Raw genomic sequence first — 15,603 nt, forward strand, 5'->3', positions numbered from 1 at the left:
ATGACTTGGCCGGCACCCATCATCTGCTTGGCGCATGGATCCCGCCACCCGCAGGCGGACCAGGCGGTTTTCGAGATCGCCGAGCGCATTTCCGAGAGCACTGGGCTGCCGGCCTTCGCCGCTTTCCTGGACTTCCACCCCGCCACCCTCACGACGGTCGCCCACCGCGTCGTCGCAGCGGGCTACACGGAGGCGGTTGTGGTTCCTTTGCTGTTCACGCAGGCTTTCCACGCTCGCTACGACGTTCCCGCCGCGATTGCCGAAGCCGTTGAGTCTATTGACGCCACCTCGTCCGCCGGCCTGACCCTCCACCTCACGGACGGGTTGGGAACCGGTGCGGACATGGAGGAGCTGGTCGCCGACTTCACGGCCCAGTACCTCGCTGAAGTTCCCGCGATTGCTGGCACTGCGAGCGCTGAGAACGCTGACGCCGCGAACGCCGTAGACAGCAGCGTGGACAAGCTCGCGCTGTACTCCGTGGGTTCCAGCCAGCCGGGCGCGAACGAGGCCGTCGCCGAGTTCGCCGGCCGCGTTGGCGCCCGCCTGAACATGCGCAGCACCCGCGCCTTCGTCGCCACCGGGGACAACCCGGGCCGGGACACGGAGGCGCTGCTGGAATTCGCAGACGAACGCACCGTCACCGTCCCGCTGTTCGTCAGTCCCGGCCTGCTCTGGGACAAGGCCAAGATCCGAATGCCTAACGGCCGGAAGTGTACGCGCCACCTCGGTGACGCTATCGCCCCGGTCGTCATCAACCGCGCCTGTCGCGCCCTGCAACAAGCGCACTAGCCCTTCTACCCCTCACAACAAGTTTTCCCTCACGGATAGCCCCTCACAGACAGCAAGGACTAACCCCTCATGAAGATCTTGATTTTTGCCCTCGTCGGCGTGGTCGCCCAGTTGGTCGACGGCGCGCTGGGCATGGCATTCGGCATCACGGCAACCACCCTGCTGATTTTCTCCGGCCTGGGCCCCGCCCACGCCTCCGCCGCCATTCACCTCGCGGAGGTTGGCACCACGCTGTTCTCCGGCCTGTCGCACTGGCGGCTGAAGAACGTCCACTGGCCGACCGTCCTGGCCCTCGGCGTACCGGGCGCCATCGGCGCGTTCACGGGTGCCTATGTGCTCAGTAACCTCTCCACCGAGGCAGCCGAGCCAGTTGTGTCCACCCTGCTCGTGCTCCTCGGAGCCTATGTGCTGGTGCGCAGCGTGGCCGTGCCGTGGAAGAAGAATGAAAACACCCAGCCGGTATCCACCACCCGCCGCTCCCGCTTCGGCCTGGCGGGCCTGGGCCTGGCCGGTGGCTTCCTGGATGCCTCCGGCGGGGGCGGCTGGGGACCTGTAACCACCTCCACCCTCATGAGTGTGGGCAAGGCCGAACCGCGCCGCATCATCGGCACGGTAAACACCGCCGAGTTCCTGGTCGCAATCTCCGCCACCGCCGGCTTCGTCGCAGGCATGGGCTCGGAATTGGCGGAAAACTGGCAGCCAGTCGTCGGCCTGCTGGTCGGCGGAGCCATTGCCGCCCCGATCGCCGCTTGGATCGTAACCATTATGAAGCCAGAAGTACTTGGCGGCGTGGTCGGCGGCCTGCTGATGCTGCTGAACTCCAGCCGCCTGGTGAACTACTTCGGCTTCCTCGGTGTGGTCGCCGTCATCCTGATCGGCCTGGCTGTGATCGTCGCCCTCGTCGTCGTGCGCAAGCGCTCCCTGCTGGAACGCTCCCTGACCGGCGACGATGTACCGGAAGACCCCCAGCAAGCCGCCGCGGACAGCGATGCGGAGTCCGCCGAGAGGCGGGCAAGTGGGCGTCACTACGAAGAAGAAGGAACGAACGTACAACAGCGCGAGAAAGAGCGCGCCAGGGGGTAGAGCGAGGGCGAACCTTCCGTGCGCGCCTCGCTAGTACGGGGCTGCCAAGGCACAATGGAAGTGAAGTGGAACTCCATTGAGGAAGGTATGTGAGCTGTGTCTATCGCGTCGTCTATCGCGCCCCAAGGAACTGGCACGAACGCCGTCATCTCGCCGATAGCGAGCGCCGCCGCGCGCCGCTCCGGCATCTTGGACGCACTGGGGGAGGCAGAGGCAGTCGACATCTTCGACACCATTCGCCCCTCCGCGCCCGACTTCGCCGCCGCCCTCGACGCGGCCTACGACGCTAAGGTCGGCGCCGGAGCCGCTGCCGGTGCTGGCGCCGTACTGCTCGGCACCGGCGAGATCAACTTCGACTCGCGCCTAGCCGCCGCCGCGGGTGCCTCCCACTACCTGCTCGCGGGCAGCCCGGCCGACGCCACGGCGCTGCAGTTGGCGTCCGGGCAGCTCGTGCGCTCTGGTCGCAAGCCCGCCGGTATTTCTTTTATTGACGCCACCGCCTCCGCAGCTGCCGCCGCAGCCAACGCCGTCGAGGCGGAGGGGCAGGCGATTCGCCACATCGCGTTGGAAGACATCGCGCAGGCAGCAGCCGGCGGGGCTGATGCTGGTGCGGGGGCTGGCGGGGCTGGGAATGCCGCGGGGGCGAGCGCCGCGAAGGAGCCCGTGATCGGCCCCGAGCTGTTCGAGCGCAACCTGCTGATCAAGGCCCGCGAAAAGAACGCGCACATCGTGCTGCCGGAAGGTGACGACGATCGCATCCTCACCGCCGCCGACCAGCTGCTGCGCGCCAAGGTATGCCGACTGACCATTCTGGGCAACCCGGACGACATCGCCGGCCGTGCCAAGGAGCTGGGGCTGGATCTTTCCGGTGCCACGCTGACCGACCCGAGCGAGGGCAACCAGCTGGAGGAGTTCGCCGCCGAGTTCGCCGAGCTGCGCAAGCACAAGGGCATCACGCTGGAGCAGGCGCGCGAGACCATGCAGGACATCAGCTACTACGCGACGATGATGGTCCACAAGGGCATCGCCGACGGTATGGTCTCCGGCGCGGCTCACACGACCGCGCACACCATTAAGCCTTCGTTCCAGATCATCAAGACCGCGCCGGGTGCGTCGGTGGTTAGCTCCATCTTCCTGATGGTCATGGACGGCGTGCTGTGGGCATTCGGCGACTGCGCCGTGAACCCGAATCCCACCCCCGACCAGCTGGCGGAGATCGCCGCCGTGTCCGCGCAGACTGCCTCGCAGTTCGGCATCGAGCCGAAGGTGGCGATGCTGAGCTACTCCACTGGCACCTCCGGTGCGGGCGCGGACGTGGAAGCCGTGGCCGCCGCCGTGAAGAAGGCCCAGGAGAACAACCCAGACCTGCCACTCGACGGGCCGCTGCAGTTCGACGCCGCAGTGGTGGAATCCGTCGGTCAGAAGAAGCTGCCGGGCTCTGACGTGGCCGGGCAGGCAACCGTGTTCGTGTTCCCGGACCTGAACTGCGGAAACATTACCTACAAGGCGGTCCAGCGCACCGCCGATGCACTGGCCGTGGGGCCGATCCTGCAAGGCCTGAACAAGCCGGTGAATGACCTCTCGCGTGGCGCGACCGTGCCGGACATCGTAAACACCGTGGCGATCACTGCGATCCAGGCCAACTAGCCGGAAGGCCGGCGGCCGTGGCGCGGGCCGAGAGTGTGCAGGCGCTGACCGGCGGAAGCCAAACCGCCGGCCGAGCGGCAAACGGCACCAACAGAAGAAGAGAAAAGAACAGAGAAGAAAAGTGACCAAGTACGTACTCGTCCTCAACTCGGGCTCCAGCTCTATCAAGTTCCAAGTCCTCGACCCGGAAGCAAACGCGACGGCGGACCCATTCGTCTCCGGCATTGTCGAGAAGATCGGTGAGAAGAAGGGGCACATCCAGATTCAGACGGAAACGTCGAAGATGGAAGACAATCGCCCTATCCTCAGCCACTCTGTTGGCCTAGAACGCGCCTTCGGCATGATGACGCTACTGGGCGTCGGACCCCAAGACCTAGACCTGGTAGCAGCAGGGCACCGCGTGGTCCACGGTGGCGCGACGTTCACAGAGCCCGTGCTCATCGACGACGAGGTGATTGAGCAGCTCAAGGAGCTCATCCCGCTGGCGCCGCTGCACAACCCCGCCAACATCGACGGCATTGAAAACGCCCGCGCGCTGCTGGAACACGTCCCGCACGTGGCCGTGTTCGACACCGCGTTCTTCTCCACGCTGCCGGAGCACGCGGCGAACTACGCCATCAAGAAGGACATCGCCGACGAGTACGACATCCGCCGCTATGGCTTCCACGGCACCAGCCACGAATACGTCTCCTCCAAGGTTCCGGACCTGCTGGGCAAGCCCGCCGAGGAGGTCAACCAGATCACCCTGCACCTGGGTAACGGTGCCTCGGCCGCCGCGATTCGTGGCGGTGTGGCTGTTGATACGACGATGGGATTGACGCCACTCGCCGGCCTGGTGATGGGCACCCGTTCCGGCGACATTGACCCGGGCATTATTTTCCACCTGGCGCGCTCCGGCGGGATGACGGTGGATCAGGCGGATAAGCTGCTGAACCGCGAGTCCGGTCTGAAGGGCATGGCTGGCGTGAACGACTTCCGCGAGCTGAAGGCCTTGATCGAGGACGGCGATGAGAATGCGCAGCTAGCTTACGACGTGTACATCCACGCGCTGCGTCGCTTTATTGGGTCTTACATGCTGATCCTGGGTGGCGTGGATGCGATTGTGTTCACCGCGGGCGTGGGCGAGAACGCGGTGCAGGTGCGCCGCGATGCGATGGCTGACCTGCAGAACTTTGGTATTGAGATTGACGAGGCGCGGAATGAGAACTCCGAGGGGATCGTCGGCGCGCGGGAGATCTCTACCGATGATTCCAAGGTGAAGGTGTTCGTGGTTCCGACGAATGAGGAGCTGGCGATTGCGCGCCAGGCGACGGAGCTGGCCGAGCAGCAGTAGAGGGGGGCTGCCCCAGCAGCAGTAGGGGCCTGCTCCAGCTGGCATTGGCCGGTAGGGGTGGGTTGGCCGAGCAGCGGTAGGGGCCTGCCTGGGCGCTGGGTTGCTCCTTGCTGCCCCTGCCCCCTGCTGGGGCTGAAATGTCGTTAGAACGGGAATGCGTGCCTCGCCGGGCGAAAGCGCAGGCTCGCGGGGCGGGGCTTTGTGCCCCTGCTGGGGCTGAAATGTCGTTAGAACGGGAATGCGTGCCTCGCCGGGCGAAAACGCAGGCTCGCCGGGCGGGGTTTTGTGCCCGCTGGGGCTGAAATGTCGTTAGAACGGGAATACGTTAATGCAGATAATTTGCATTAATGTAAAAGTGCAGGTCAGGAGCTTGCGCTTTGTGGAGACTGTATTTGCGGCTTCATGGATTCCCGTTCTAGCGACATTTGCCGCTCAGGGGAGGGGCGGAGTGCGGGGCGTGGCGTGGGATCCAGGCGCGCAGCTGGAATGGGAGGGCAGGCGGGTCTTGCGACCAGGCGCGCAGCTGGAATGGAAAGTCGGGTGCGCAGCTGGAATGGGAGGGCAGGCGGGCCTTGCGACCAGGCGCGCAGCTGGAATGGGAAGTCGGGTGCGCAGCTAGAACCAGGTGCGGGGGCGGATCTGGTTGGCCATGTCCACCAGGTCATAGCGGTGGCGGGCGAAAGGAGCCTGGCGAGCCAGATGGCGCAGGCTTTTCTCCAAGCCGGTCCGCAGGCCACGCTCGGTAAACTGCACATCGAACAGGGGAGCCGCTGCTGCCTGCCGCTTGACCTGAGAACCTTCGCTTACCCTGGATGTAGAAGCTTCGTTTGCCCTGGCTGTAGAACCACGATTTGCCCTGGTCACGGCACCGAGCTTGCGCTTGTCCTTGGACTTGCGAGAGCCCGCCCCGCCGTCCGGGCCATCGCTAGCGCCACGCAGCCAATTCAGACCCGCGCTCAGCACTGCGATGCGAACTTGCGGCAGGCGCGGCTCGTTAGTCGGCAGGGTCTCCAAACGTCTAGCCGCACGGCGGATGCGGGACTCGGTGAGGCTGTTGGCGTCAGAAATAAGCAACAAGATAGACGTCAACCGTGCCAGACGATTGTGCCGCGAGGCCTGCGGCAGCCGGTCCAACGCAGCCACCGCCGAATCGACCATGCCCTCCGCGCGCAACTGCCTGGCCAGGCCAAACGCGCTGGAAACAGTGGACTGGTTCGTAGCCCACACCAACCCGTAAAGGCGCATGGCGTGGAAGCGCAGGGAAACCGGATCCAGCGTGACGTGCTCCCAGCTGGGCACCCCGGTGTAATCCTTAACTGGCAACTTCTGCGCATAAGCCAGGGCAGAAGCGGCGCGGGAGACGTGCTCGCTCAGCAGCTTCGTAGAGTTCACGCCCTGTTGCTGCAGCAACAGCTCGTCGGTGGCGGCCAGCGCCAGCTTCGGGGCGGGCTCACCAGGCAGAATGTACAGCACCCGGTTGAAGAACTTCTGCGCGTCCGCGAACTGCCCCGTCAGCAGCGCCGCCACCCCGGAGTGCCACTGGAAGCGCCAGTCTTTCTCCAACCGCGGCTTCAGCTCGTCCAGCAGATTGTGGGCCTCGCGCGTCTGGCCCACGTCCAGCAGCGCGCGCACCATCGTCAGCGGAATCTCCACGGAGTGCTTCAGCTCCGGCTGGGCGTAAGCAGCGCGCAGGGTATCCAGCAGGTCCCCGGCCTCGGTGAAGCTGGTGGCGGAAAGCAGGCCGTACCCCGGGTCCTGCGAATCGGCCAGCGGGGTGGGAAGGGCGCTGACAACCTCCGGCACGGAGATCTCCACGGAGCGCACCACGCCGTCGACCAGCTGGTCGGTGCGGAACACAATGTGCTTGGTGCCGAACGTACTACGCTGCGCGGTGAACCGGGTGTAGAGGTGCGGGTAGTGGCGGCCGTCGCGGATAGCCAGGATCTCCCGCAGCACGCCGATCAGCTGGTTAGCCATGGCGGTGGCGGAGCTAAAGCGCGCCTCCGGATCCTCGTCCGTGGCCCGCAGCAACAGGCGGTACAGGGACAGATACTCGCGGAACAGCGGTTCTTCGTCTGGGGTGGGCAGCCTCGAGGCATACACTCCGTTTTCCACCGGCAGGTTCACGATCAGTGCGGCCAGGGTGCGGCCGACGGTGTAGATGTCGCTGGCCACGGTCGGTCCGGTCTTGGCAATCTCCGGGGCCTGGAAACCCTTGGTGCCGAAGATGTGCCCGAACGCGCCGATGCCTGTCACCGCACCCAGGTCGATCAGCTTCACCTGGTCCTCGGTGATCAGGATGTTGTCCGGCTTCAGGTCGTTGTAGACCACGCCGCGGGAGTGCAGGTAGTCCAGTGCGGGCAGGATCTCCAGGATGTAGCCAATCGCCACGTCCAGATCCAGCACCCCGGCCGACAGCTTCCGCCGCTGCCCGCGCAGCGATGGCCCGCCGACGTACTCCATCACGATGAAGCCGCCGGGGGAGCGTGGGTCGTCGATGAAGTTGAAAATCTTCACGATTCCCGGGTGCGTGATGTCCGCCAGGAACGCCCGCTCGGATTCCGCGACCGCGCGTTCTTGCTCGTTTTCCGTGGCCATCATGCCTTTGAGCACCACGTAGCGGTCGGCGACGTTGTGGTCGATGGCGATGTACACCCAGCCCAGACCGCCGTGCGCGATGGGGCCGAGGATCTCGTACTGGCCTGCGATGATGTCGCCGGCCTTCAGTGTCGGTGCTTCCACGCCTTTCTCGATCGCCGCGCTGGGGTCAATGACTGCGTCTTCCGGGTTCGTCGGCGGGATGAACGGAAGTTGCACCATGCCGTCGGCCACGGAGGCGCCGGAGCGGTACGTGCCGCGCCTCTTGCGGAACGTCGATAGCGCCTCGATGCGCGAGCGCTCGCCGGAGTCCACGGCGTTCGCCGGGTTACCCACGGGTTCGGTGTGCTGCACCGTCGCGTCTGTGTCTTCGTCGTCGGCGAAAGGGTCGAATTCTACGGCTTCGGTGTGTTCTTCTGGTTCGCTGTCGGCGAAGGGGTCGAATTCTACGGCTTCGGTGTGTTCTTCTGGTTCGCTGTCGGCGAAGGGGTCGAATTCTACGGCCTCGGTGTGTTCTTCTGGTTCGCTGTCGTTATTCTGCATTGCCGTTCGCCTCCCTTCGCCGGATCTTGTTGAGTTCCTTCGTCTCTTCCTCGGTGCGGTACTTAATCGGTAGTGATGACGCCGGCCCTAAGTAGTCCGCCAGCCACGTGTCATAGAGGTTCCTCCACGTTCCGTCGCGCCGAATCCTCTCCATGGTGGAGTTCACCTGCATCACCAGCCCGGTCGTATGCTTTGGGAATCCCGGCGGGGAGATCGCCACCGAGTAGTAGCTCGTCTCCGGCGCGTCGGCCACCAGGGTTGTGTAGGGATCCTGGGCTCGCAGGCCGGTGAGGATCGCGTCATCCGTATAGATCGCATCGGCCTGGAAGCGCTGCATGGCCATGAGGCAATCAGTCCATGCCTGCGTCAGCAGCAGCCGCCCCACGTCGTATTGCTTGATGCGCACCGCGGAGGTCGAGTCGCGCGTCACGCACACTGTCTTATTCTGCAGGTCGTCGAAGCTTTGGATCTGCGAGTCGCTCAACACCAGCAGGCGCGAATGAACCTGCAGGTAGGGGATGGAAAACTCCAGTTTCGATTGGCGGGAAAGCGTCGGCGACATTGTGCGCACCACGATGTCCACGTCGCCGCTCTTGAGCGCCTCTGCGCGTTCGCGGCTTTCTACGTAGCGGAACTCGATTCTGTTCGGGTCGCCGAAAATGTCGCGTGCGATCTCGCGCGCCAGGTCCACTTCGAAGCCCGCGACGTCGCCGGAGACCGGGTCGCGGAAGCCTAGCCGGTTCAGGGATTGGGCCACGCCAACCACCAGACGACCCCGGCGCATGATTTGCGGCACGCGCTCCTTCGGCTCGCGGGTATCCGGCTTGATAGAGCCAAACGGCTCTTCGTCGCCAGTGTTGTCGATGTTTTCATTCGAATCCGATGCGGCGTCACCGTCACTAGGAACCTCGTCGGGCTGTACATACGTCGCGCCGTAGGGCAGATCGTCGCTGGAATTGTGCTGTACGGAAGGCCATTCCGGCAGGCTGGGGTTTTCCGTGGCGCAGGCCGAGGTGAGGGCGATGGCCGCGACCGTCAGCGCGGCGACTACAGGCTTGAACGCTTGCTTTCTCATTAGAGGAACTCCTGCAGTCGGGGCCTAGTGCCAAAGAAGACGCACAGTGCGGAGAGCACTGTCAGGGCCAGTACGAGGTTGGTCACGCGGCCGGCGGCGGTGCGGCCTTCCACCAGGATGTCGCGCAGTTCTTCGCGGGTGCTGCTGATGAGCTCCTGCATTTCGTTGTCCACGACGGTGTAGTCGGACGTATCTTCATCGGCGGCGCGCAGGTCTTTCTTTCCATCCTGCTTTTCCTCGCTGACCTTCGTGTCCAGCGCCGCGGCCAGCGCTTCGGTGTAACGGCCATTCTTCAGCTCGGAGACCATCTTCGCGTGCGATTCGTCCCACGAGCGCAGCGCTTCCCGGGCGGTATCGATGCGCTCGGGGTGGCTCACTTGGTTGCGCAGGCCTTCCAGCTTGCTGTCGATGTCCGCCATGGCATCCGAGAACTCCTGCTGGCGATCTTCGCCGTAGTCGCGCTGAATCAGCCCCAGCGCTTCCTGGGTGCGCGACTGCTGCACCGAGATGCGCACTGCCGTGAGCTGCTCGAGTGGTCGCACGGTGCCTTGCACGTCTTGGTTACCCGCGTGCCACGTCAGGGCAGCGCTTATTGACGCCCATACGAGGGCGAATAGCATAAGCCCAGTAGCCGCCACATATCCCAGGTTGAGGCGCCTATTGGTCAATGCTGCGAGCCAGAATTGGGCTATCACCAGCATGATGATCGCCGCCACGATGCCGGACAGTGGGAACCACAGGGGAGCGGAGAGTTTCGCCTGCTGGGTGGAGACCTCCTCTGAGGTGCGGGAGTAGAGCTCCTGGGCGGCCGGCAGCATCGTGTCCTGCATCAGCGTGGAGGCCTGGGCCAGGTAGGAGGCGCCGACGGGGTTGCGCAGACGGTCGTGGGTTTGCGCGTTGGACATCAGCTTCACGTACTCCGGCATGGAGTTCTGGATCTGCAGTACCAGTTCCATTTCCCGGGACTCGATGTTGTCGATGCCGCTGGTGGCGCGGATCAGGGAGGTCGAGGCGCTGGACATTGCCGCGTCGTAGTCCCGGGTGGCGGCGTCGGTGGTGGACTTGCGCAGGAAGCTGGTGGTGGCCACGGAATCGGCCACGGAAAGGGAGTTGAAGAGTTCCTGCGCCGCATCCGATAGCGGCTCGGTTTGGCTGACCAAGGTGTTCAGCTGCGCCTGGCGGTTCTGCGAGCTGTAGACCATTGCCCCGCCCGCGGCGAGAATGGCCAAAACCAGGATCGTCGAGACGATGGTGAGAAGGCCGGGGGAGGTGGAGGCGAACTTCAGGAACCGGCGCGGGGCTTCGAGCGCCGGGTTCACAAACCCCTTGAACGAGCTGCCTCGACCGGTGGGGTGCTCATCGCTGTCCATCCACCGGTCTGCCTCGAACGCAGTCACTGGGGGCATAGCCATAAAGTATATACAGCCTAAGTAATTGTGTGCCCACAAAGTCTGCTTAAACTCCCCTTATTGTGGCAGACTAGAACGCATGATTACGGTCAGTTCCCTAACCAAAGCCTATAAAGGCAACACGGTAGTCAACGATTTGAATTTTGAGGTCTCACCCGGAATCGTCACCGGGTTCTTGGGGCCCAACGGTGCCGGCAAGTCCACCACGATGCGAATGATCGTGGGACTGGATGAGCCGACCAAGGGAACTGCCCGCATTGATGGCAAGGCATATGCCGAGTACAAGCGCCCGCTGGAGAAGGTCGGCACGCTGCTGGATGCCAAGTGGGTCCACCCCAACCGCAGCGCCGCGGCACACCTGCGCTGGGTCGCCGCTGCCAACGGATTCTCTAAAAAGCGCGTGGATGAAGTCCTGGGCATCGTGGGCTTAAGCGATGTGGCGGGCCGCAAGGCCGGCAAGTTCTCCCTGGGCATGGGGCAGCGCCTGGGCCTGGCCTGCGCGCTGCTGGGCGACCCGGAGGTGCTGATCCTGGACGAGCCCGTGAACGGCCTGGACCCGGAGGGCATCCGCTGGGTGCGCGATTTCGTTCGGGCCCTGGCGCGGGAGGGCCGCACCGTGCTGATCAGTTCGCACCTGCTCAGCGAGATGGCGCAGACCGCCGACCACCTGATCGTCATCGGTAAGGGGCGCCTGGTGGCAAACCAGAGCACCCACGAGTTTATTAAGTCCACTTCCGAGGTATCCACCGTCGTGCGCACCGACCACATCGCGGAGATGAAGGCCGCGCTGACGGAGGAATCGGTGGCGTTCCAGGAGGGGAAGGATCTGGACGGCCGCCCGACGCTCACCATCCCGCAGCAGGAAAGCGACTGGATCGGTGCCCTGGCTTATAGCTACGGGCTGCGCCTGCGCGAGCTGTCGGAGAAGCGCCCGAGCCTGGAGGACGCATACCTGCGCATGACTCAGGAGCACGTGGAGTACCACGCCAGTGTCGAGGCCGACAAGCTCGAGGCCGGTAAGGCTGAGGCCAAGCCTGGCAAGACCGAGGCGGCGGAAAAGGCCGCTCCCAAGGTGGTGCCGGAAGCGGCGGAGTCCGCAGGTGGGCGTCATAAAGAAAAGGGCGCCCCAGAAAAGAGCGCTAAAGAAAGCAGCGAGGCAACCGGCAACGCCGTGCGCGTGCAGAAGGAAGGGGACAAGTAATGGTGAACCTGATCAAATCGGAGCTGATTAAGCTCCGCAGCACCAAAGCCCTGTGGTGGACCTCCGGGCTGATCCTGTTCTTCTCGCTCGGCTTCGCGCTGCTTAACGGCGGCATGACCGGCTCGCTGCTGACGAGCGAGGAGGCGCAGAAGGACCCAGAGCTGTACATGTCCGTCGTCGCGGGCGTCGGCGCTGACATGGGCCTAAGCGGTTTCCTCTCCTTCGGCATGATGATCGTGATGATCCAGGCCGTGATGCTGGTGACCACCGAATACGGCGCAAACACCAGCAAAACCACCCTGCTGGCCACCCCGACGCGCTGGCAGGTGCCGATCGCAAAGTTCCTGGTCTACGGCGTGATCGCCTCGATCCTCGCGTTGATCTCCAACGTGGTGGGCACGGTTCTCGCCAAGTGGTCGCTCGGCTGGAATCTGGAGGATGAAGAGCTGCTGGGCAAGGTCGGCCTCGGCGCCGATGGCCTGTGGGAGCAGATCGGGCGTATCGAGCTGTACCTGCTGCTGACCATCGCCGCCGCCATCGGCGTGGGTTACCTGGTCCGTAACACCGCCGGCGGCATTGCAATCATGCTGTTGTGGAACCTGGTGATCGAGGGCACGCTGGTGCAGCTGGTGCCGAAGGTTCGCGACTGGCTGCCGCCGTACATGCCGTTCACCAACGCTGAGGCATATGTCGGCATGCGGGACCTCGACAAGGCGCCGTGGGGCCAGACGGGCTCGATCCTGTACTTCGCCGCCTGGTGTCTGGTGCTTTTCATCGTCGGCGTAGTGACGCTGAAGAAGCGGGACGCTTAAGCGCTTTTCTTAGTGACGCCCCCTTCGCCCCACCGGCCTTGAGATGCCAGGTGGGGCGTTTTAGCTTTGGGGCTGGTTTGGCGTCTTCGGGGCTAGTCCGGGTTGCGCTGCAAATCGTCGACGAGGGACTCCGCAGCCAGGGAGAGGTTCCGCAAGGCGGGCACGCCACGGCGCAGCTTTGCGATGTCGCGCGCATCCATTCGGTCGGTGGCCTTAGTGATGATGAGCGCCCACTCGTCGGTGATGGAGTTCATCATGTCCACGCCCTCGTCCGTGAGATACAGATCCTGGGCTCGCTTATCCTCCGGGTTGGCCTGGCGGCGGATCAGCCCGCCGTTGATGAGGCGGCGCACGGTCGCCGAGACGTTAGAGGCGCGGAGGAAGCGCAGGCGGGCGACATCCGACACACCGCAGCCCGGGTGTTGGGAGATGAACTGCAGAACCTCGATCTCCGACTGGGAGATCTCCAGCGACTGGTTAGGTCGCTCCATCAGGCGGCGGGTGGCGGAAAGAAAGTCATACACTGCCGTGGCGATCTCTGCGACGTCGATCTCCGGCAGGATTTCGGGTGCCTTACGGCCGCGTACCGGGGGGTGGGAAGGCGTCTGCGGCGACTTCTGGGGTGACGGGGTCATCGGGCGAAACTTTCTTTTGGTGTGCGTATGTAAGTAACTTGTGATTCACCCTATATGACGGCAAAAGTGCTATTGCACTAATCGGCGATAATGAAAACAATCAATTCGCCAACACGGCGTGTTACTGCAGCGCTCCTGCAGCGCTATCGCGGCGTGTTACTGCAGCGCGCTCGTCAGGCGCGCGACGTTATCCACATACTGCTTGTACAGCGGGCGGGTGCTCCACTGCTCCTCGGTCAAAAGGGCGGAGCGTTGCCGGTAGTCATCGGTCAGGGAGCGCAGCGCATCCAGCAGCTCGCCCTTGCCGACCATCAGCGAAATCTCGTAGTTCAGGCCGAAGCTGCGCATATCCATGTTGGAGCTGCCCATCACGGCTATCTCGCCGTCGGCGATGGCGAACTTAGAGTGCAGGACCTTCGGGTAGGGGTACAGGTACATGTGCACCCCGGCTTTCAGCAGCTCCGAGTAGTACGAGGCCTGCGCGTGGCCCACCATCGGCTGGTCCGACTTCTCGGATACGTACAGCTCCACCCGAACTCCGCGGTAGCAGGCGGTGGTCACGGCTTCCATGAGGGACTCATCGGGGATGAAGTACGGGCTAATCAGCTTGAGCGTGTGCTTGGCGTGGTGCGCTATGGAGGTAAACAGACGCAGGTTCGGCTCCGTGGTGAAGCCGGGGCCGGAGGGCACGATCTGCATGATGTCCGCGCCGGTATCTTGGTCGTGCGTATCCAGCCACTGCTTGGCATCGGTGGGGTTGATGAGGTCCAGTTCCTCGTTGGTTTCGGTGAACCAGTCCACGGCGAACACCGAGTTGATGGTGCTGACGATGGGGCCAGTTAGCTCCGCCATTACGTCCACCCATTCGCGGCCGATCTTGTGGTTCTTCGGCTTCTGGTACGGGGCCTCGATCATGTTCTGCGAGCCCATGAAGGCCACCCGGCCGTCCACGACCACCAGCTTGCGGTGGTTGCGCAGATCGGGGCGGCGGAAGCGCCACTTGAACGGCTGCAGGGGCAGCATGACCTGCCAGTCCACGCCCATGGCCTGCAGCCTCTTACCCAGCTTCTTGTTGCCCTTGTACTTGTGCGCGCCGATGTGGTCCCACAGCACGCGCACGGTCACTCCGCGTTGCGCGGCCCGGCCGAGCGCTTCGAAGAAGGGCTCGGTCGTATCGTCCCAGGCCATGATGTAAATTTCGACGTTTACGTAGTCTTCGGCCGAGTCGATCGCGCGGGTCATCGCGGCGATCGATTCCTCGTAGTCCGAATGCAGGGCCTGCATGGTGCCGTTCACGGCGGGCAGTGCGGTGAGCTCCCGGTTGAGTCGCACCAGCGAACGCAGCTCGTCGCTGAGCTCGCTGCCCTCGGGGACGTCGGGCTCGTCGGCGCTCATCGTGCGGATCAGTTCGTTCGCCTGGTTCTGAATGCGGTGGCGCCGTCGGTTGATCGCTGGGGATCCCATCAGCAGGAATAGGAAGATGCCGATAAAGGGGATCAGGAAGATGGCCAGCAGCCAGGCCATGGCGGACGTTGGGCGTCGTTCCTTAGGAACCCAGCCCAGCGCAAAGATCTTCAGCGCGTAGTCCAGGACGACCAGTGTGACCTGCCACCACTGCAAATCGTCCGTGAACTCGCTAAACAGGCCGAGGAGGTCGGGGAAGGGCATGATTTAGGCCTCGCCATCCACGCTGTAGTCCACGATCACTGGCGCGTGGTCAGAGGCACCCTTGCCCTTGCGCTCGTCGCGATCCACACGCGCGGCGGTGGGAGTGATTCCGCGGGCATACTGCAGATCGATGCGCATGCCTTCGCCCTTCTGGAAGCGCATGGCCTGGTAGTCCCAGTAGGTGTATTCGTCGGCGATCAGGTCCGTTGCGGCGGTCATTCCCGCATCCTCCAGGGCACGCAACCGGGCGCGTTCGTTGGGAGTCACGTGCGTGCGGCCGTCGAAGAAGCTGCGATCCCACACGTCCTCGTCGCGCGGGGCGATGTTGTAGTCACCGACCAGGCACAGCTTCTCGCTGCTCTTTCTTTGGGACGCCCCCACGCCCGAACCCGCCGCATACGCCGCGAGGGCGTCGAGCCACCGCAGCTTGTAGGAGTAGTGCGGATCCGCGATCTCGCGGCCGTTCGGAACGTACAGGCTCCATACCTCCACGCCGCCGCAGGTTGCGCCGATCGCGCGGGCTTCCAGCGCCTGTTCGGCATCCAGGTCTTTGTTAAAGCCGGGCTGGCCGAAGTCGGTCTGCACGTCCGCCAGGCCCACGCGCGACAGGATGGCCACGCCGTTGAAGCTGTGCAGCCCGAAGTGAGCCTGCTCGTAGCCCGTGTCAGTGAAGTCGGGGAACTGTTTGTCCGTGCATTTGGTCTCCTGCAGGCACAGCACGTCCACGTCGCTGCGCTGCAAAAACTCGCGCACCCGCTCCTCGCGGGTGCGTACGGAGTTGATGTTCCAGGTGGCGATGCGCATGGTTAA

Annotated in this window: 12 protein-coding genes; 6 read left to right on the top strand and 6 right to left on the bottom strand. The window is 64.0% G+C overall.

Features of this window, described 5'->3' with window-relative positions; translation table 11 throughout:
• The 4 genes from MHX52_RS01935 to MHX52_RS01950 all read left to right on the top strand — a co-directional run bounded on the left by MHX52_RS01935 (position 1) and on the right by MHX52_RS01950 (position 4,852).
• Positions 1–789, top strand: a complete 789-nt coding sequence (locus MHX52_RS01935) for a sirohydrochlorin chelatase (RefSeq protein ID WP_239316318.1) — start codon at positions 1–3, stop codon at positions 787–789.
• Positions 790–858: 69 nt separating this feature from the next.
• On the top strand, positions 859–1,872 hold the full coding sequence (locus tag MHX52_RS01940) for a sulfite exporter TauE/SafE family protein (protein WP_239316320.1): 1,014 nt from the start codon (positions 859–861) through the stop codon (positions 1,870–1,872).
• Positions 1,873–1,974: 102 nt separating this feature from the next.
• Positions 1,975–3,519 carry a phosphate acetyltransferase gene (gene pta / locus MHX52_RS01945; RefSeq protein WP_370642205.1) on the top strand — a complete coding sequence of 515 codons (1,545 nt, stop codon included), beginning with the start codon at positions 1,975–1,977 and terminating at the stop codon, positions 3,517–3,519.
• Positions 3,520–3,640: 121 nt separating this feature from the next.
• Positions 3,641–4,852: an acetate kinase gene (locus MHX52_RS01950; protein ID WP_239316324.1), complete on the top strand. Its 1,212-nt coding sequence runs from the start codon at positions 3,641–3,643 to the stop codon at positions 4,850–4,852.
• A 615-nt stretch (positions 4,853–5,467) separates the two neighbouring features.
• Here the strand turns inward: MHX52_RS01950 and MHX52_RS01955 are convergent.
• The 3 genes from MHX52_RS01955 to MHX52_RS01965 are packed head-to-tail and all read right to left on the bottom strand — an operon-like array spanning position 5,468 to position 10,480.
• Positions 5,468–7,993 carry a serine/threonine protein kinase gene (locus MHX52_RS01955; RefSeq protein WP_239316326.1) on the bottom strand — a complete coding sequence of 842 codons (2,526 nt, stop codon included), beginning with the start codon at positions 7,991–7,993 and terminating at the stop codon, positions 5,468–5,470.
• Positions 7,983–9,068, bottom strand: coding sequence for a transporter substrate-binding domain-containing protein (locus MHX52_RS01960; RefSeq protein WP_239316328.1), 1,086 nt, complete (start codon positions 9,066–9,068; stop codon positions 7,983–7,985). Before MHX52_RS01960 ends, MHX52_RS01955 begins: the two co-directional genes overlap by 11 nt.
• Positions 9,068–10,480, bottom strand: coding sequence for a hypothetical protein (locus tag MHX52_RS01965; protein ID WP_035004767.1), 1,413 nt, complete (start codon positions 10,478–10,480; stop codon positions 9,068–9,070). The genes MHX52_RS01960 and MHX52_RS01965 overlap by 1 nt, the downstream gene beginning before the upstream one ends.
• A 76-nt stretch (positions 10,481–10,556) precedes the next feature.
• Between MHX52_RS01965 and MHX52_RS01970 the strand changes: the two genes are divergently transcribed.
• Positions 10,557–11,678 carry an ABC transporter ATP-binding protein gene (locus MHX52_RS01970; RefSeq protein WP_239316330.1) on the top strand — a complete coding sequence of 374 codons (1,122 nt, stop codon included), beginning with the start codon at positions 10,557–10,559 and terminating at the stop codon, positions 11,676–11,678.
• Entirely contained in the window at positions 11,678–12,490 is an 813-nt protein-coding gene (locus MHX52_RS01975) for an ABC transporter permease subunit (RefSeq protein ID WP_035004763.1), read from the top strand. The genes MHX52_RS01970 and MHX52_RS01975 overlap by 1 nt, the downstream gene beginning before the upstream one ends.
• Positions 12,491–12,582: 92 nt before the next feature.
• Here MHX52_RS01975 and MHX52_RS01980 read toward each other — a convergent pair whose 3' ends face one another.
• The 3 genes from MHX52_RS01980 to MHX52_RS01990 form a co-directional block, all read right to left on the bottom strand.
• A complete protein-coding gene (locus tag MHX52_RS01980) occupies positions 12,583–13,125 on the bottom strand; it encodes a MarR family winged helix-turn-helix transcriptional regulator (protein WP_035004760.1) in 543 nt (180 codons plus the stop codon).
• Positions 13,126–13,281: 156 nt separating this feature from the next.
• On the bottom strand, positions 13,282–14,793 hold the full coding sequence (gene cls / locus MHX52_RS01985) for a cardiolipin synthase (protein WP_049049719.1): 1,512 nt from the start codon (positions 14,791–14,793) through the stop codon (positions 13,282–13,284).
• 3 nt (positions 14,794–14,796) lie between these two features.
• Complete coding sequence (locus MHX52_RS01990; RefSeq protein WP_239316332.1) at positions 14,797–15,597, bottom strand: exodeoxyribonuclease III; 801 nt, start codon at positions 15,595–15,597, stop codon at positions 14,797–14,799.
• Positions 15,598–15,603 lie beyond the last annotated feature (6 nt).

The organism is Corynebacterium sp. ACRQJ (genome assembly GCF_022346045.1).
GTDB classification, from domain to species: domain Bacteria; phylum Actinomycetota; class Actinomycetes; order Mycobacteriales; family Mycobacteriaceae; genus Corynebacterium; species Corynebacterium evansiae.